The sequence below is a fragment of the Stenotrophomonas sp. Steno-C15 genome (assembly GCF_056393265.1).
Genome location: NZ_JBWJPF010000003.1, coordinates 277,895 through 295,453, shown reverse-complemented (window position 1 = coordinate 295,453; position 17,559 = coordinate 277,895). Strand labels below are relative to the sequence as shown.

Below are 17,559 nucleotides of genomic sequence, written 5' to 3'. Positions count from 1 at the left end.
GTCAGCGCACCTTCAACGTGGCCAGGCCGATCAGCACGAGCACGACGGAGATGATCCAGAAGCGCACGATCACCCGCGGCTCCGGCCAGCCCTTCAGTTCGAAATGGTGGTGGATCGGCGCCATGCGGAACACGCGCTTGCCGGTCAGCTTGAACGAGGCGACCTGGATCATCACCGACAGGGTCTCGATGACGAATACGCCGCCCATGATCACCAGCACCAGTTCCTGGCGGGTGATCACCGCGATCGTGCCCAGCACCGCGCCCAGCGCCAGCGCGCCGATGTCGCCCATGAAGACCATCGCCGGATAGGTGTTGAACCACAGGAAGCCCAGCCCGGCGCCCGCGATGGCGGCGCAGATGATGACCAGCTCACCGGCACCGGGAATCTGCGGGATCTGCAGGTAGTTGGCGAACACCACGTTGCCGGAGGCGTAGGCGAACACGCCCAGCGCGCAGGCGACCAGCACGGTGGGCATGATCGCCAGGCCGTCCAGGCCATCGGTCAGGTTGACCGCGTTGGAGAAGCCGACGATCCAGAAGTAGGCGATGGTCACGAAGCCGATTCCGGCCAGCGGCAGCGCCACCGACTTGAACATCGGAATGTAGAAGGTCAGTGCGGCAGGCACATCGGCGGTATAGAACAGGAACAGGCCGGCGGCCAGTCCGAAGATCGACTGCAGCAGGTACTTCCAGCGCGACTTCAAGCCGTTCGGGTCGCGGCGGACGATCTTGATCCAGTCGTCGTACCAGCCGATCGCGCCGAAGCACAGCATCACCGCCAGCACCAGCCAGACGTAGCGGTTGCGCAGGTCGGCCCACATCAGCACCGACAGGGTGACGGTCAGCAGGATCAGCGAACCGCCCATGGTCGGCGTGCCGGCCTTGGAGAAATGGGTCTGCGGGCCGTCCTTGCGGATCGGCTGGCCGCCCTTGAACTGGGCAAGCTTGCGGATCATCGCCGGGCCGAGCCACAGCGACAGGAACAGGGCCGTCAACGCGGCAAGGATGGCGCGGAACGTCTGGTAGTTGAACAGCCCGAACAGGCTCTCCAACTGCTGCAACCATCGAGCCAGTTCATACAACATGCGGGGATTCCTCTCCTTGCGCCAGCAGCGCTTTGACGATCGTGTCCATGGCGCTGCCACGGGAACCCTTGACCAGGCAGCGCACGCCGGCGTGCAGCTCGTCCTTCAACGCCTGCGACAGCGCGTCATGGGTGGCGAATTGGCGGCCGCCTTCGCCGAACGCGGCGGCGGCGGCGGCACTGAGCGGACCGAGCGCATACAGGCGCTTCAGCCCTGCGGCGCGCGCGCGGACGCCGGCCTGCGCGTGCAGCGACTGCGCATCCGGGCCAAGCTCACGCATGTCACCCAGCACCAGCCAGCCCTCTTCCGGGGCGGCCGCCAGCGCATCGATGGCGGCGGCCAGCGAACCGGGATTGGCGTTGTAGCTGTCGTCCACCAGCACCGCACCATTGCGCAGCTGGTGGGCGATCTGGCGTCCGGGCACCGGCTGTGCGTCGGCCAGGCCGGCGGCGACCCATGCCAGGTCGATGCCGGCAGCCAGCGCCAGGCTGGCGGCAGCAAGCGCATTGCTGACGTTGTGGCGGCCCGGCAGGCCCAGCACCACGCGTGCTTCGCCCATCGGCGAGACCAGCGTGAACTGGCTGCCCTGCGCACCGGCGCGGATGTCACGCGCGGTGATGTCGGCAGTGTGTTCCAGGCCGTAACGCAGCACGCGGCAGCGCGGCGGAACGCCGACGAAGTGCTGCTCGAACCAGCGTCCGTAGGCATCATCGGCATTGATCACCGCCACGCCGTCGGCCGGCAGTGCGGCGTAGATGGCGCCTTTGGTGGTGGCCACGCCGAGCAGACTGCCCATCCGCTCGAGATGCGCAGGCGCGATGTTGTTGACCAGCGCATAGCGCGGGCGGGCGATATCGGTCAGGTAGGCGATGTCGCCCGGCTTGCCGGCGCCCATCTCGTAGACGGCGTAGTCGGCATCTTCCGGCGCATCGATCACCGCCAGTGGCAGGCCGATCTCGTTGTTGCGGTTGCCCGGGTTGGCATAGACCACCTTGTGCGCGTGCTGTGCCACCTGGTGCAGGATGGCCAGCAGCAGGCTCTTCACGCTGGTCTTGCCGTTGCTGCCGGTGATCGCGAAGACCTCGGTGCTGCGGTCGCGCTGCATGCCCGTGGCGATCTTCGCCAGCGCCAGTTCGCTGTCGGCGACCAGCACCTGCGGCAGCTCGACCGGCAGCAGGCGCTCGACCAGCAGCGCGCTGGCGCCACGGGCCTGCGCGTCGGCGGCGAAGTCATGGCCATCGAAGCGCTCGCCACGCAGGGCCACGTACAGGCTGCCCGGGCCAAGACTGCGGGTATCGTTGCTGATGGCATCGATGGCGACATCGTCGCCGTGGATCTCGCCGCCGGCCCAGTGCGCGATCAGCGACAGCAGGGTGCGCTTCATCGTGCACCCTCCGCCGCCAACACACCGGCCTTGGCAGCCAGTGCAGCGGCCGCCACTTCGGTGTCGTCGAAGTCGTGGCGTACGCCCTTGATCTCCTGGTAGGGCTCATGGCCCTTGCCGGCGATCAGGATGATGTCGCCGGCACCGGCGCGCTTCACGGCCAGGCCGATCGCGCGCGCACGGTTGCGCTGCACCGTCACCGCGCCGGCATCGGTAAATCCTGCAAGGATGTCGGCGACGATGCGGTCACCGTCCTCGCCACGCGGGTTGTCATCGGTCACGATGACCTGGTTGGCCAGCCGCTCGGCAATGGCCGCCATCTGCGGGCGCTTGCCGGTGTCACGTTCACCGCCGCAGCCGAACACACAGTACAGCGTGCCCTGCAGATGCCCGTGCAGGCTGTCCAGTGCCTGTTCCAGTGCATCCGGCGTGTGCGCGTAGTCGATGACCACGGTCGGCAGGCCCTGCTCGCCGCCAAGGCGGTTCATGCGGCCGCGGATCGGCTGCAGCGCCGACAGTACCTCGGCGATACGCGGCAGTGACTGGCCCTGTGCGTGCAGGGTGCCGGCCACGGCCAGCAGGTTGTCGACGTTGAAGCGGCCCAGCAGCGGCGATCGGACAGCTGCACGCTGTCCTTCGATCACCAGGTCGAAGGCGATGCCACGGCCATCAAGCTGCAGCGCGTCGGCGAGCACGACGGCGCCGTCGGTATCGCGCGAGCTCAGGCCGATCGGCAGCACGCCGGCCGGCAGGTCGGCGAACAGCTGGCGACCGAACGCGTCGTCGAGGTTGATCACCGCGGCCTTCAGGCCAGGACGATGGAACAGGCGGGCCTTGGCCGCGCCGTAGCTGGCCATGTCGCCGTGGTAATCGAGATGATCGCGGGTGAGGTTGGTGAACACGGCCACGTCGTAATGCACGGCATCGACGCGGCCCTGGTCCAGCGCATGTGAACTGACTTCCATCGCCACCGCACGCGCGCCCTGGTCGCGCAGCTGTGCCAGCAGGGCATGCATCTGCAGCACCAGCGGCGTGGTGAAGCCGGTCGGCTCGACCGCGCCGTAAAGTCCAGCACCCAGCGTGCCGATACTGCCACTGGGCGTTCCCAGCAGATGCCAGGCCTGGGCCAGCAGCTGCACGGTGGACGTTTTGCCGTTGGTACCGGTGACACCCACCATCGCCATTGCCCGCGACGGTGCACCGTGGAACTGGTCAGCCATTGCGCCCATGCGTGCGCGCAGGCCCGGCACCGCGATGGCATCGGCCGGTGCGGGCAGATCGTCCGGTGCCGGTGGCTCGAACAGGATCGCGCCGGCGCCCGCCGCGCGCGCCTGATCGACGAAGCCCAAGCCGTGTGCGCCGAAGCCGGCGATGGCCACGAAGGCATTGCCGGGGCGTACGGCACGGCTGTCCAGCACCAGGCCGGTCAGAACGGGATCATGGCCCGCCAGGGCCACGTCCGGAAGCAACTGCGAAAGCAACATCGAAGGGCTCATTGCGTGCCTCCCGTGGCGGGCGGCGTCTGGACCTGCGCGCTGGGCAGCGCGGCATCGAATTCGGCGGCGGCATCAACCGGCAACGCGGTCTCGGCCGGCGGGGCCGGCAGGATCGAGGCCGAGTGCCCCATCTTTCCGGACTGCTGCGCGGCCAGCCACGACTGCAGGTCGTCCAGCGGCACATCCATCAGGCGCAGAGTGCCTTCCATCACGTTGTGATAGACCGGCGCCGACACCAGGCCGCCGTAGAACTTGCCGGCCTGCGGATCATTGATGACGATGACAGTGGCGAAGCGCGGGTTGGTGGCGGGCACCACGCCGGCGAACAGCGCGTTGTAGTGACCGCGCTCGTAGCCGCCGGGGCCGGCCTTGCGCGCAGTACCAGTCTTGCCGGCGACGTGGTAGCCCAGGACCGCCGCCTGCTTGGCGCCGCCCTGGGTGACCACCGTTTCCATCATCGCCACCACTTGCTTGGCGACGTTCTCGTCGATGATCTGCTGGCCTTCGTTGCGCTGCCCCTTGACGAAGGTCGGTGCAATCAGGCGACCACCGTTGGCCAGCGCCGAGTACGCGGTGGCGATCTGCAACGGCGTGACCGACAGGCCGTAGCCATAGGACATGGTGGTCTTGGTGGTTCCCGACCAACGGCCCGGACGCATCACCACACCTCCCGACTCACCCGGGAAACCGCTGTGCGGTACCGAGCCGTAGCCGAAGCGCCGCACACCGTCATAGAAGGTCTGGTCGGGCATCTTCGCCGCGACCTTGGCGGCACCCACGTTGGAGCTGCGGGTGATCACGCCGGTCACGTTCAGTACCCCGTTGTTGCGCGGCACGTCGCGGATGGTGAAGCGGCCCAGGGTCATGTAACCCGGATTGGTGTCGACGATGGTGTCCTTGGTCACCACGCCTGCCTGCAGCGCGGTGGCGATGGTCAACGGCTTCATCGTCGAGCCCGGTTCGACCAGATCGGTCACCGCGCGATTGCGGCGCGAATCGGGCAACGCACCGGTCAGCGAGTTCGGGTTGTAGGTCGGCAGGTTGACCATGGCCAGGATCTCGCCGGTGGTCACGTCCATGATGACCATCGAACCGCCGGCCGCCTTGTTGGCCACCAGCGCATTGCGCAGTTCCTTGAAGGCCAGGTACTGGATGCGGCGATCGATGCTGAGGGTCAGGTCCTTGCCCGGTTCGGCGGCACGCAGCAGATCGCTCTCGACGGTCTCGCCCTTGCGGTTGCGGATCACCCGCTTCGCGCCCGGCTTGCCGCGCAGCCATTCGTCGAACGCCAGTTCCAGGCCTTCCTGGCCGCGGTCGTCGATGTTGGTGAAACCCAGCACATGCGCCATCGCTTCGCCCTGCGGGTAGAAGCGGCGGAACTCGCGCTGCGCGGCCACGCCTGGAATCTTCAGCGCGACCACCTTTTCTGCCTCGTCCGGATTGATCCGGCGACGCAGGTACATGAATTCCTTGTCCGACTTCTGCGACAGGCGGCTGCTCAGCTCGTCCACCGACATGCCCACGGCCTGCGCCAGTTCGGGAATGCGGTCAGGGGCGCGCAGCAGGTCCTGCGGGTTCACCCAGATCGAGGCCACCGGGGTGGAGACCGCCAGCGGTTCGCCGTTGCGGTCGGTGATCATGCCGCGCGAGGTCTTGATCGGCAGCTCGCGCAGGTAGCGGGCCTCGCCCTGGCGCTGGTAGAAATCGCTGTTGATGATCTGCACGTAGGCCGCGCGGCCGACCAGCGACACCGAACACAGGCCGAGCGCCAGTGCCACCCAGCGCAGGCGCTGGCGCAGGTTGAAGGCGTTGCGTGGACGGTTGCGGCCGGTCTTGCTCATGGGCGCACCACCACTACGTCGGCGGCTTCGGGGAACTTCATGCCCAGCTTTTCACGGGCGATGCGGTCGACGCGGTTGGCTTCGGCCAGGGTGGCCTGTTCCAGCTGCAGGCGGCCGAATTCGATGTTCAGGTCATCGCGCGCACGCTCGGCGCGCGACAGCTCGATGAACGTCTGCCGGTGGCGGTGGCGCACGAACACCACGCCGATCGCCGAGGCCACGGTGGAGGCCAGCAGAATGATCAGCAGCAGGCGGCTCATGCGTCGGCCTCCCGCTTCTGGGCCACGCGCAGCACGGCGCTGCGCGCGCGCGGGTTGGCGGCCAGTTCGTCGTCCGTGGCCTTGATGGCCCCGCCGATCAGGTCCAGAGTCGGCACGAACGCGACCGCTTCAGGCAGGCGGCGGTTGGCAGGCGGCGCCTTGGCCAGACGGTTCATGTACTGCTTGACGATACGGTCTTCCAGCGAATGGAAGCTGATGACCGCCAGCCGGCCGCCGGGCTTGAGCCGCTCCACCGCCGCGTCGAGCCCGGCCTCCAGATCGGCCAGCTCGCGGTTGATGTGGATGCGGATGGCCTGGAAACTGCGGGTGGCCGGATGGATCTTGTCCTTGCCGCGGGGCATCACCGACGCGATCAGTTCGGCCAGTTCGGCGGTGCGGGAGAACGGCTGCTTCTCGCGGCGGGCAACGATGGCGCGGGCGATGCGCCGGCTCTGCCGCTCTTCGCCATAGGTCCACAGCACGTCGGCGATCTCGCGCTCTTCGACGCGGTTGATCCACTGCGCGGCACTTTCGCCGCTGTCCGGATCCATGCGCATGTCCAGCGGGCCGTCCTTGCCGAAGCTGAAACCACGTTCGGCCACGTCCAGCTGCGGCGAGGACACGCCGAGATCGAACAGCACGCCATCCAGGCCTTCGGCCGTCTCGTTCCACTGCAGCAGCTGGGCGAAGCTGCCACGGAAAATCGACACGCGCGGGTCCTGCGCGAAGTCGCGCTCGGCCACAGCGATGGCTTCCGGATCCTTGTCCATGACCAGCAGGCGTCCCTCCGGCCCCAACTGGGTGAGCACGCCACGTGCGTGACCGCCACGACCGAACGTGCCATCCAGATAACGTCCGTTTTCGATCACCCTCAGGCCGTCCAGGACCTGGGTGTACAGGACCGGCAGGTGCACCGCCGGCGACTGCGACACCGGAAGGTGACCGGCCTGCGCTTCTGGGCGCATCCGGGCACCCCGGCTCACAACTTCAGGTCGAGCAACCCATCGCCCAGATCCTCGTCAGACAACGTCTGCTGGATCAGGGCACGATGCGCCTGCTCGCTCCACAATTCGAACTTGTCGCCCATACCGAGCAATACCGCCTTCTTTTCTATGCCCACCGCACCGCGGTGGCTGGCGGGAATGCTGATACGACCGTTGCCGTCCAGCTCCAGGTGGGCGGCCGAGCCGACCAGCTTCTGCTGCAACAGGCGCACGACGCGCTGGGTATTGGGCTTGGACATGACATCGTCGCGGACCCGCTCCCATTCGGACTCGGCATACAGCCACAGGCAGCCGGCTTCGAACGGGTTGTAGGTCAACACGAGACGGTTGTTGCTGGCGCGCGCGACGAGGTCGCGGTAAGCGGTGGGAACCGCCATGCGCCCCTTGTCGTCAACTGTGATGGCCGTCTCGCCCTGAAACACGACGCCTGCACCTTGTCCTTCGCCCGGTGAAACATTGAACCACGAAAACCCACAAAACACCCGGATTTCCCTCTGATGCCCACCTTAGCAGCGAGCGAAGGGTTGTCAACAACTTTTCCGCAGGGAAATCGCCAGCCACATCAATGGCTTGCAGCAACCTTTAGAGAATTGTTCAAGGCTTATCCACAAGTTGCTGATCCGTCTCAATTTTTGAGATTGAACGGAAGTTCAGGCCTGTGCAGGGGGCGTGAAACATCGCCCCCGCATTCATCGGGAACTGGCTGAAAGCGGCGCCAGACTGCGCAAACCGGGCACAATGACGTCATGTGCCTGCTTGCTCTTGGCTGGATGCACCATCCGCGCTGGCGGCTGGTGATGACCGGCAACCGTGATGAGTTCCACGCCCGCCCCACTGCGGCGCTGGCCCGCTGGCAGGATGAGACCTCCGTCATCGGCGGGCGCGACCTCCGCTCCGGAGGAGGCTGGGCCGGCGTCGGTGCCGGCGGCCGGATGGCGGTGGTCACCAATGTGCGCGATCCGCTGGCCGCCCAGACCGGTCCCTCGCGTGGCGCGCTGGTGGCCGACTTCCTGCGTGGCCGCGACCCGGCCGCAGTGCATATCGACCGCTTGGCGGCCGTGGCCGGCGCCTACGCCCCGTTCAACCTGCTGCTGGCCGATAGCGACAGCCTGGAGTATCTGGGCAACCACCCTGCCGAACGGCAGCGCCTGGGGCCGGGCGTGCATGGCATGTCCAACGGCGCACTGGATGCCCCCTGGCCGAAGACACAGCGGCTGATGGCCGCGCTGACGGCCTGGCTGGAAGAAGACGGGGTCAGATCTCCTTCGCAAAGCGAAAGGGATCTGACCCCGGACCTGACCCCGCTATGGACCGCGCTGGCCGACGAACACCGGCCTGCCGACAGTGACCTGCCGGACACCGGCATCGGACTGGAACGCGAGCGCTGGTTGAGCCCGGCCTTCATCCGCGGCGACGACTACGGCACCCGTGCCAGCACCGTGCTGCTGATCGATGGTGATGGCCACGGGCAGATCCATGAACGCCGCTTCGGGCCGCAGGGCGTATTCGTCGCCGGAAGCCGCATCGACTTCTGAACGGCGGGCAGGATGCCGCCGGGCATGGCCCGGCGCTACACAGGTGAATGGAGGCGGAGCCGGCCGATAAGCCGGGTTCTGTCGTGGACAGTCATTCCTCTAGGCGTTACGTCACCGCAACGCTCAAGCAACCTACCCGGATCCAACGCGGGCCGCGCCAAAGGATCCCTATTTGGTCTTGCTCCAGGTGGGGTTTGCCGTGCCGGTCTGTTACCAGACTCGCGGTGCGCTCTTACCGCACCATTTCACCCTTACCGGCCTTCCGAAGAAGACGTAGGCGGTATCTTTCTGTTGCACTTTCCGTCGGCTTGCGCCGCCCAGGCGTTACCTGGCACCTTGCCCTGTGGAGCCCGGACTTTCCTCGGCACCCCGCAAGGGATGACGCGACTGTCTGGCCGGCTCCGCCAGCGCGCATTCTACCGTACGCGGGTGGTTCCTGCCCGGTGGCTGTTCGAGGCCGCGCGACGCGCACGCCGGGCATGGCCCGGCGCTACCGGCCGTACAACGCCTTGCGCGGTGCGCCGGTCAGCTCGGCGGCCAGCTTGGCGGCGGTCGACGGCGGCAGGTGCTCGCTCAATGTGGCGTAGACGCGACGGCCATGGGCCAGCTGCGCTTCCTCATCGTCACCGGCCCCCTGCACCATCACCACGAACTCGCCCTTGCGCTGGTTCTCGTCGGCTTCGACCGCTGCCAGCAAGGCCGCCAGATCGCCATCCAGCACGGTCTCGAACAGCTTGGTCAGCTCCCGTGCCAGCACCGCAGGCCGCTCACCGCCGAAGATCGCCGCCATGTCCGCCAGGGACTCGGCGATCCGGTGCGAGGATTCGTAGAACACCATCGTGCGCACCTCGCCGGCGAGCGCCTGCAGCCGGTCGCGGCGCCCGCTGGCCTTGGCCGGCAGGAATCCCTCGAAACTGAAGCGATCGCTGGGCAGGCCGGCCACACTGAGCGCGGCAATGGCGGCACAGGCACCCGGAACCGGGCTGACCCGGATGCCCGCCGCACGCGCGGCCCGTACCAGGCGGAAGCCGGGATCGCTGACCAGCGGCGTGCCGGCATCGCTGACCAGCGCCAGCGATTCGCCCGCCTGCAGGCGCGAGACCAGTCGCTGCGCCAGGGCGTCTTCGTTGTGCTCGTGCAGCGCCACCAGCGGCTGCTGGATGCCGAAATGGGACAACAGCTGGCCGCTGCGCCGGGTGTCTTCGGCACAGATCGCCGCTACCGAACGCAGCACCTCCTGTGCGCGCGGACTCAGATCGGCCAGGTTGCCGATCGGCGTGGCGACGACATACAGGGTGGGGACACTCATTTCAGCGGTACTCACGGGGCAAGGGTAGAATCCTAGCGTGTACCTGGCCAAGGCCGCTGCCCTCATCGCATGGACCCGATCATGAACAAGCCCGCCGCACGCATCTCCGCCCTTTCGTTGTCGCTGATGCTCCTGGCCGGCTGTGCCACCACCAGCTTCACCAGCGCGCCCGAATCGCCGGCCCAGAGCCAGGCGCTGGCGCTGATCGAACAGGGCAAGCCGCGCGACGCCGCGATGCAGCTGGAGGGCCTGGCGGCCACCCTGCGCGGCAGCGCGCGCAGCAATGCCCTGGCGGATGCAGCCTGGGCGTGGCACCTGGCCGGCGACAGCACCCGCGCGCGCAGCCTGTTGGGGCAGCTCAGCGCCCGCCAGCTGTCCGGTGCCAGCCTGCAGCGTTACCAGCTGACCGGCGCCGAGCTGGCACTGGCTGACAAGCAACCCGCACAGGCGCTGGCCCTGCTCAAGGACAATGGCGACAACGTCGCACCCGGCCTGCGCACGCGCTGGCTGCTCGCCCGTGCCCAGGCCCTGCAGGCCACTGGCGATGCCTTCGGCGCCGCCAGTGACCGCGCACGCGCGCAGGCCGGCCTCACCGGCAGCGCGCGCAACGAGAACCAGGCGGCCATTTCAGGCCTGCTCGGCACCCTCGACGATGCCACCCTGCGCAGCCGTGCCGCCGCGCTGCCGGCCAACGATCCGCTGTACAACTTCGCCGGCCGTGCGTTGATCGCCCGCGGCCTGCCGCTTCCGCGTCCGTTCGACCGCGACGGTGCCGCCCAGTTCGATACCAGCAAGCGCCCGCCGGCAATGAGCGATGGCTACCGCCCGCCGGCGAAGCTGGCCGTGCTGCTGCCACTCAGTGGCCGCCTTGCCACCGCGGCACAGCCGGTGCGCGATGGCCTGCTCGCCGCCTATTACGGCGAATCGCGCCGCCGCCCGGACATCAATTTCTTCGATACCGCCGGCACGCCGGCCGGTGCATTGGCTGCTTACGACAAGGCAGTGGCCTCCGGTGCCGACTTCGTCGTCGGCCCGCTGGGCCGCGATGAAGTGGATGCGGTATACGGCCGCCAGCCGCTGCAGGTGCCGGTGCTGGCGCTGAACCGTGGCAAGGATTCACCGCCGGCCGGCAGCGCCGGCTTCTCGCTCGCCCCGGAAGACGACGGCATCGTCGCCGCCGAATACCTGCGCGGCCGTGAGCGCAATCGCGCCCTGGTCATCAGCAGCAGCGACGATACCGGCCGCCGCGCCGCCGCGGCCTTCTCCCAGCGTTTCACCCAGCGCGGTGGCCAGGTGGCCGCCACGGTATCGGTCCCTGAAGCGGTGGGCGATGTCGGCGCCCAGGTGCGCAATGCCGGCCAGGTCGACGCTGTGTTTCTCGCCGTGCGCGCTCCGCAGGCGCGGCTGCTCGCGCCGCAGCTGGCGCTGGCCGGTGTCGGCGGCGCCACCCGCGTCGGCACGTCCCAGCTGACCATCGGCAGCGGCAAGGTGGAGGAAGACGTGGCACTGGACGGCATCGTCTACCCGAATGAAGCCTGGAACGTGCGCAGTGTCTCCGGCCTGCCGTCGGCCAGCCAGGTCGCCAGCACGCTGCCCAGCGCGCGCGGTGCCGCCGGCCGCCTGTTCGCCTTCGGCGCCGACGCGTGGAAGATCAGCAGCTATCTGGACAAGCTGGCCAACGAAGGCGGCCTGGAAGGCGCCACCGGCACCCTGTTCCTCGATGGCAATGGCAACATCCTGCGCCAGCCGGCGTGGTCGACCTTCAGCGGCGGCCGGCCGATGCCGATCGTCGGTGGTCGCTGAGCGCACGCAGCGGGGCTCGGCGGTGGAAACCGCCGCCGAGCTGCACCTGCAACAGGCCGGGCTGCAGCCACGCGCGCGCAATGTCCGTTATCGAAGCGGTGAACTGGACCTGGTGATGGACGACGCCGGTACCGTGGTTTTCGTGGAGGTGCGGTACCGCGCGCGCAGCGACTTCGGCGGCGCTGCCGCCTCGGTCGACCCCCGCAAATGCCGGCGCCTGGTACAGGCCGCACAGTTGTACCTGCAGGCGCATCCTGCACTGGCCGATGCGCCCTGCCGCTTCGACGTGGTCGAGGCCAGCGGCGAACCGCCACAACTGCACTGGCTGCGCGACGCATTCCGGCTGGACGACTGCTGATGCCCTCGATCATCACCCACGCTGCCGTGCCGATGCCCGGCGCAGAGGCAGCCTGTAAGGCCATCCACTCCGTACCGGTTGTTCCACGAGATCCAACATGAGCCCTGCCCTGCCCGCTGCCCTGGTTGCCGAACTGTCCGCCCTGCTGGGTACGGAGGGCTGGCGCATGGATGACACCGCGCTGGAGGCGAATGCGCAGGACAACTCATGGCGCCGGCAACGCCCCGCCGCCGTCGCGCTGCCGGCCGACACCGAACAGGTGCAGGCGCTGGTCCGCGCCTGCCGTGTGCACGGCGTGGCCCTGGTCGCGCGTGGCGCGGGCACCGGTACCACCGGGGCGGCGGTGCCCCTGCCGGGCAGCATCGTGCTGTCGTTCACCCGCATGGATCGCATCGTCGAGATCCGTGCCGGTGATCGCTGCGCGGTGGTGCAGCCTGGCGTGCTCAACGGCGCCCTGCAGCAGGCGCTGACACCGCATGGGCTGTTCTGGGCGCCGGACCCGTCCAGCGCGGAGATCTGCAGCGTCGGCGGCAACCTCGCCTGCAATGCCGGTGGCCCACGCGCGGTGAAGTACGGCACCAGCCGAGACAACGTACTGGGGCTGGTCGCGGTCACCGGCACCGGCGAGGTGATCCGCTGCGGTGGTGCCTATACCAAGGATGCCACCGGCTACGACCTGACCCACCTGCTGGTGGGCAGCGAGGGCACCCTGGCGCTGATCGTGGAAGCTACCTTGAAGCTGACGCCGCTGCCGGTCGCGCAGGCCGGACTGCGCGTGCTGTACCGCGATGCCGATGCCGCCGCCGCCGCGGTATCGCGGCTGATGTCGCAGCCAGTGGTACCCACCCGCCTGGAGTTCATGGACGCGCGCAGCCTGGAACTGCTGCGCCTCAATGGCGCCGACGTACCGGAGGCCGGCGCGATGCTGCTGGTCGAGGCCGATGGCGACCACGACACCCTGCCCTACCTGCTGCAGGCGCTGGCCAGCGCTGCCGAAGGCGACGGCATGATGGAACTGGACGTAGCGATGGAGGGCCGCGCACGCGACCAGCTGTGGGCGGCGCGCAAGGCACTGTCGCCCGCGCTGCGCAGCGTTGCGCCCGGCAAGATCAACGAAGACGTGGTGGTGCCGGTATCGCGCATTCCCGACCTGGTTGCCGGGGTACAGGCGCTGGCAGGCCAGTACAGCCTGACCATCGTCACCTTCGGCCATGCCGGCAACGGCAACCTGCACGTCAACATCCTGTACCACCCGGACGATGCCGATGAGAGCGCGCGAGCGCATGCGGCGCTGCCGAAGATCTTCGCGCTGACGCTGGCACTGGGCGGCACACTGTCCGGTGAACATGGCATTGGCCTGGCCAAGCGCGATTTCATGGCGCAGGCGTTCACTCCCGCCACGCTGGCGACCATGCGCGCGATCAAGGCCACGCTGGACCCGGATGGCATCCTCAACCCGGGCAAGGTGCTGCCGCCTGCATGAGGCGCCGCCCTGTGCATGAACGCCGTCCGTGTCAGGACGGTAGCGCCGGGCCATGCCCGGCGTCTTCATTCGTCAGGCGAAGTGCTGATAACCACCGTCGGCCACTTCGCCATCCACGTGCACGCCCTGCCCTTCGGCGATGCGGCCAATGCGGGTGAGCGGCAGGTCCAGCGATTCGGCGAGGTAATGCAGTGCGTCGCGCTGATCGGCGGCCGCAGTGAAGCACAGCTCGTAGTCGTCTCCGCCCCGCAACGCGCAGTCGCGCGCGCCATCGCGGCCGAGCAGCTCACGCAGCGCGTGCGAGATCGGCAACGCATCGGTATCGACATGCGCTGCCACGTCACTGCGGCGGGCGATGTGGCCCAGATCGGCCAGCAGTCCGTCGGACACATCCACTGCCGCATGCGCGAAGGCACGCAGGCGCAGGCCGAGGGTCACGCGTGGCGTCGGCCGCAGCAGGCGCAGGCGGAGGCTTTCGTAATCGGCCAGCAACGTGGCCGTGGCCACGTTCAGCGCCCCCTGTTGCCACAGGCGCAGCGCACCTGCCGCATCCCCCAGCGTGCCACTGACCCAGATGTCATCGCCGGCCTGTGCACGGTCGCGGCGCAGGGCCTGACCACGGCCCACTTGGCCCATCGCGGTGACAGACAACGACAGCGGTCCGCGCGTGGTGTCACCCCCGATCAGCGCGACGTCATGCTGGTCGGCCAATGCGAAGAAGCCATCGGCGAATGCCTCGATCCAGTCTTCGGACGTTTCCGGCAATGACAGCGCCAGGGTGCACCAGGCCGGTCGCGCGCCCATCGACGCAAGATCGGACAGATTGACCGCCAGCGTCTTCCAGCCGATATCGAAGGCCGGCGTCTCCACCGGGAAGTGCACGCCACTGTTGAGTGTATCGGCGGTCACCACCAGCTGTTCGTTCGCGCGCGGCTGCAGCAGCGCGGCATCGTCACCGATGCCGAGCAGCACGTCATCGCGCTCGGCGGTACGGGCGCGGATACGGTCGATGAGGGCGAATTCGGCCAGGGACATGGGGCGTTCTGCTCTTAGGTAGCAGCCGGGCCATGCGCGGCTGCAGTTCGATCACGCGCCACACTACCGGACGCAGCCCTGCCCTGCGCGGCAAGCCAGGCAGGGCACGGCTCTACAGCGATCGGGTCAGTGGCCCGATTCGACCTTGCGCCATTCCACGGCGGCGCGGTCCAGCACACCGTTGACGTAGGTGTGGCCGTGTTCGGAGCCGAAGCGCTTGGCCGATTCGATGGCCTCGTTGATCACCACGCGGTACGGCACGTCCAGGCGGTAGCGCAGCTCGTACGCGGCCAGGCGCAGCACCGCGCGTTCGATGGCATCGACTTCCTCGATGCCACGGTCCAGATACGGGCCCAGCGCTTCGTCGATGTCGGTGCGGTTGTCGAGCACGCCGTGCATCAGCGCCTCGAAGTACGCCAGATCGGCGATCTCGCGGGCCTGCTCATGCGCGAACTGGGCGATCAGCGACTGTGCGTTGCCGCCGGAGATCTGCCACGCATAGACGGCCTGCACGGCACGACGGCGCGCGCGCGAGCGCAGCACCGGATCAATGCCATCGCGGCGGACGGGTTTACCGGAGGGCTTGCCCTGGGTGTTCTTGTTCATGGCAGCTGCTCCAGAAGATTGACCATTTCCAATGCGGCGAGTGCGACTTCCTCGCCCTTGTTGCCGTGGCTGCCGCCGGCGCGGGCCTCGGCATCTTCCACGCGTTCCACCGCCAGCACGCCGTTCAGTACCGGCACGCCGAAATCCAGCTGCACGCGCATCAGGCCTTCGGCGCAGCGGTCGGCCACGTGTTCGTAATGACGGGTGTCGCCGCGGATCACACAGCCCAGGGTGAGGATGGCGGCGTGTTCATGGGCGGCGGCCAGGCGTGCGGCGACCAGCGGCAGTTCCCAGGCGCCCGGCACCCGGATCACGTCGATGTTGGCTTCGGTGATGCCGTTGCCGGCCAGGCTCTGGCGTGCGCCGGCCACCAGCGTATCGGTGATGCGGGCGTTCCAGCGGCTGGCCAGGATGGCAAAGCGCGCCGACTCGGGAGTGCGAAGATCGCCTTCGTAGTGGCTCATATGCGGCTTGGGGGACTCGATAAGGGGTAATTCTAGCGTGGATGGGCCCCGGCCGTGGTTGGCGGGGGCCTGACATCCGCCCGGCATGGCCCGTCGCTACCGGGGTCAGATCCCGCACCGCGGCCTCCGACCCCACGGGGCGACCGTTACAGGGCCACCGTCTCCACCACTTCCAGGCCATAGCCGGCCAGGCCGATCTGCCGGCGCGGCGTGCCCAGCACGCGCAGCTTGCCCAGCCCCAGATCGGACAGGATCTGCGCACCGGCGCCATTGCGGCGCCACTGGCCCACATCCTTGTCCTTGCCCGGCACCACCGGTGCGGGCTGCTGGCGCAGGCGGGCGAGCAGCGCCTCGCCATCGCGCGGCGCCGACAGCACCACCATCACGCCGGCACCTTCGGCGGCGATCGCACGCAGCGCGTCGGTGGCGGCCACGCCGAAATCGTCACGACGCCAGTGCAGCAGGTCAGCCAGCGGATTCTCCACCTGCACGCGCACCAGGGTAGGCGTGCCAGCGTCGGGAGTGCCGCGGACCAGGGCGAAGTGCAGGTCGTGGGCGATGCGGTCGCGGTAGGTCACCAGCCTGAACGGGCCAAACTCGGTATCGATGTCGCGCTCATCGACGCGTTCGACAGTCTTCTCGGTGGCCAGGCGGTAGGCGATCAGGTCGGCGATGGAGCCCATCTTCAGGCCGTGCTCGCGGGCGAACACTTCCAGCTCCGGGCGACGCGCCATGCTGCCGTCCGGGTTGAGGATCTCCACCAGCACGCCGGCCGGTTCCAGCCCGGCCAGCATGGCCAGGTCCACGCCCGCTTCGGTGTGGCCGGCGCGGGTCAGCACGCCGCCCGGCTGGGCGATCAGCGGGAAGATGTGGCCGGGCTGGTGCAGGTCCGACGGCCGCGCGTTGGGCTTCACCGCGGTGCGGATGGTATGCGCGCGGTCATGGGCGGAGATGCCGGTGGTCACGCCCTCAGCCGCTTCGATGCTGACGGTGAAATTGGTCTGGAACTGCGCGGTGTTGGCCTGCACCATCGGCGCCAGGCCCAGGTCGGCGGCGCGGGTGCGGGTCAACGGCAGGCACACCAGGCCACGGCCATGGGTAACCATGAAGTTGATGTCGCTGGCCTTGACCAGCTCGGCAGCCATGATCAGGTCGCCTTCGTTCTCGCGGTCCTCGTCATCGACGATGACGACCATGCGGCCCTGGCGGATGTCTTCCAGGATCTCGGGGATCGACGCGAAGTTCATGCTGCGCCTCCCTGCAGGTGCCCGCCAACAAGACGTTCGACATAACGGGCGACCAGGTCGATTTCCAGGTTCACCGCACTGCCCACGCCGGAGGCGGAGAAGGCGGTGTTGGCCACGGTATGCGGGATCAGCGCGACCTCGAAGCCTTCCTCGTCCACTTCGTTGACGGTGAGGCTGACGCCGTCCACGCAGATCGAGCCTTTCTTGGCGATGTAGCGCAGCAGCGAGGCCGGCGCGGCGAAGCGCCAGCGCTGGGCGCGCGCGTCATCGTGGATGGACAGCACCTGGCCCAGGCCATCAACGTGGCCGCTGACCAGATGCCCACCCAGACGATCGGTCGGGCGCATGGCACGCTCGAGGTTGATGACCGCGCCCTGCTCGAGTTGGCCCAGCGTGGTCAGGCCCAGCGTCTCGGTGGAGGCATCGGCCTGGAAGCTGTTGGCGTCGAATGCGATGACCGTCAGGCAGACACCGTTGATGGCGATGCTTTCGCCCATCTGCACGTGATCGAACGGCAGGTTGCCGACATTGAAGGTGAAGCGGACATCGCCGCCGATGGACTCGCGTGCGGCCAGACGGCCGACGCCTTCGATGATTCCAGTAAACAAGTAACGTTCTCCGCAGGATGTGAGCGAAAAACGCCGCAA

General features: G+C 68.1%; 17 protein-coding genes and 1 other RNA gene. 4 read left to right on the top strand and 14 right to left on the bottom strand.

Translation table 11 applies throughout. The features are described 5' to 3' along the window. Position 1 precedes the first annotated feature (1 nt). From mraY to mraZ, 7 genes are read right to left on the bottom strand one after another with little or no spacing between them, the layout of a single operon-like run. The gene (gene mraY, locus AC06FB_RS04825; RefSeq protein WP_053516457.1) at positions 2 to 1,087 is read right to left on the bottom strand and encodes a phospho-N-acetylmuramoyl-pentapeptide-transferase; all 1,086 of its coding nucleotides are present in this window, start codon (positions 1,085 to 1,087) and stop codon (positions 2 to 4) included. Then, positions 1,077 to 2,471: a UDP-N-acetylmuramoyl-tripeptide--D-alanyl-D-alanine ligase gene (locus AC06FB_RS04820; protein ID WP_193396214.1), complete on the bottom strand. Its 1,395-nt coding sequence runs from the start codon at positions 2,469 to 2,471 to the stop codon at positions 1,077 to 1,079. Before AC06FB_RS04820 ends, mraY begins: the two co-directional genes overlap by 11 nt. After that, positions 2,468 to 3,967 carry a UDP-N-acetylmuramoyl-L-alanyl-D-glutamate--2,6-diaminopimelate ligase gene (locus AC06FB_RS04815; protein ID WP_459062626.1) on the bottom strand — a complete coding sequence of 500 codons (1,500 nt, stop codon included), beginning with the start codon at positions 3,965 to 3,967 and terminating at the stop codon, positions 2,468 to 2,470. Before AC06FB_RS04815 ends, AC06FB_RS04820 begins: the two co-directional genes overlap by 4 nt. Beyond that, a complete protein-coding gene (locus AC06FB_RS04810) occupies positions 3,964 to 5,808 on the bottom strand; it encodes a peptidoglycan D,D-transpeptidase FtsI family protein (RefSeq protein ID WP_065182805.1) in 1,845 nt (614 codons plus the stop codon). Before AC06FB_RS04810 ends, AC06FB_RS04815 begins: the two co-directional genes overlap by 4 nt. Then, complete coding sequence (ftsL, locus tag AC06FB_RS04805) at positions 5,805 to 6,068, bottom strand: cell division protein FtsL (RefSeq protein ID WP_053516463.1); 264 nt, start codon at positions 6,066 to 6,068, stop codon at positions 5,805 to 5,807. The genes AC06FB_RS04810 and ftsL overlap by 4 nt, the downstream gene beginning before the upstream one ends. Continuing rightward, positions 6,065 to 7,033 (bottom strand): 16S rRNA (cytosine(1402)-N(4))-methyltransferase RsmH, encoded by a 969-nt coding sequence (rsmH, locus tag AC06FB_RS04800; RefSeq protein ID WP_277381401.1) that lies wholly within the window; start codon positions 7,031 to 7,033, stop codon positions 6,065 to 6,067. The genes ftsL and rsmH overlap by 4 nt, the downstream gene beginning before the upstream one ends. 14 nt (positions 7,034 to 7,047) lie before the next feature. Beyond that, entirely contained in the window at positions 7,048 to 7,494 is a 447-nt protein-coding gene (gene mraZ / locus AC06FB_RS04795) for a division/cell wall cluster transcriptional repressor MraZ (protein WP_004143635.1), read from the bottom strand. 324 nt (positions 7,495 to 7,818) lie between these two features. Here mraZ and AC06FB_RS04790 point away from each other — a divergent pair, with 324 nt between their 5' ends. Continuing rightward, positions 7,819 to 8,607 carry an NRDE family protein gene (locus tag AC06FB_RS04790; protein WP_065175816.1) on the top strand — a complete coding sequence of 263 codons (789 nt, stop codon included), beginning with the start codon at positions 7,819 to 7,821 and terminating at the stop codon, positions 8,605 to 8,607. 51 nt (positions 8,608 to 8,658) lie between these two features. On the opposite strand, the gene rnpB is transcribed toward AC06FB_RS04790, so the two are convergent. Together rnpB and rsmI are read right to left on the bottom strand one after the other, a co-directional pair. After that, positions 8,659 to 9,010, bottom strand: an RNA gene (gene rnpB, locus AC06FB_RS04785) — RNase P RNA component class A. Between the two features lie 87 nt (positions 9,011 to 9,097). Further along, positions 9,098 to 9,916, bottom strand: a complete 819-nt coding sequence (rsmI, locus tag AC06FB_RS04780; protein ID WP_128989132.1) for a 16S rRNA (cytidine(1402)-2'-O)-methyltransferase — start codon at positions 9,914 to 9,916, stop codon at positions 9,098 to 9,100. Between the two features lie 81 nt (positions 9,917 to 9,997). Here rsmI and AC06FB_RS04775 point away from each other — a divergent pair, with 81 nt between their 5' ends. The 3 genes from AC06FB_RS04775 (at position 9,998) to AC06FB_RS04765 (ending at position 13,560) form a co-directional block, all read left to right on the top strand. Beyond that, entirely contained in the window at positions 9,998 to 11,719 is a 1,722-nt protein-coding gene (locus AC06FB_RS04775) for a penicillin-binding protein activator (protein WP_128989130.1), read from the top strand. Continuing rightward, complete coding sequence (locus tag AC06FB_RS04770; RefSeq protein WP_065182806.1) at positions 11,709 to 12,077, top strand: YraN family protein; 369 nt, start codon at positions 11,709 to 11,711, stop codon at positions 12,075 to 12,077. The genes AC06FB_RS04775 and AC06FB_RS04770 overlap by 11 nt, the downstream gene beginning before the upstream one ends. Before the next feature lie 97 nt (positions 12,078 to 12,174). Further along, entirely contained in the window at positions 12,175 to 13,560 is a 1,386-nt protein-coding gene (locus AC06FB_RS04765; RefSeq protein WP_065182807.1) for an FAD-binding oxidoreductase, read from the top strand. 72 nt (positions 13,561 to 13,632) lie between these two features. Here AC06FB_RS04765 and thiL read toward each other — a convergent pair whose 3' ends face one another. The 5 genes from thiL to AC06FB_RS04740 form a co-directional block, all read right to left on the bottom strand. Continuing rightward, positions 13,633 to 14,595, bottom strand: a complete 963-nt coding sequence (gene thiL, locus AC06FB_RS04760; RefSeq protein ID WP_053516470.1) for a thiamine-phosphate kinase — start codon at positions 14,593 to 14,595, stop codon at positions 13,633 to 13,635. A gap of 126 nt (positions 14,596 to 14,721) precedes the next feature. After that, a complete protein-coding gene (gene nusB / locus AC06FB_RS04755; RefSeq protein WP_053516471.1) occupies positions 14,722 to 15,201 on the bottom strand; it encodes a transcription antitermination factor NusB in 480 nt (159 codons plus the stop codon). Next, complete coding sequence (ribH, locus tag AC06FB_RS04750) at positions 15,198 to 15,665, bottom strand: 6,7-dimethyl-8-ribityllumazine synthase (protein ID WP_010481977.1); 468 nt, start codon at positions 15,663 to 15,665, stop codon at positions 15,198 to 15,200. Before ribH ends, nusB begins: the two co-directional genes overlap by 4 nt. 146 nt (positions 15,666 to 15,811) lie before the next feature. Next, complete coding sequence (gene ribB / locus AC06FB_RS04745; RefSeq protein ID WP_065175819.1) at positions 15,812 to 16,912, bottom strand: 3,4-dihydroxy-2-butanone-4-phosphate synthase; 1,101 nt, start codon at positions 16,910 to 16,912, stop codon at positions 15,812 to 15,814. After that, on the bottom strand, positions 16,909 to 17,520 hold the full coding sequence (locus AC06FB_RS04740; protein WP_111186317.1) for a riboflavin synthase: 612 nt from the start codon (positions 17,518 to 17,520) through the stop codon (positions 16,909 to 16,911). The genes ribB and AC06FB_RS04740 overlap by 4 nt, the downstream gene beginning before the upstream one ends. Positions 17,521 to 17,559 lie beyond the last annotated feature (39 nt).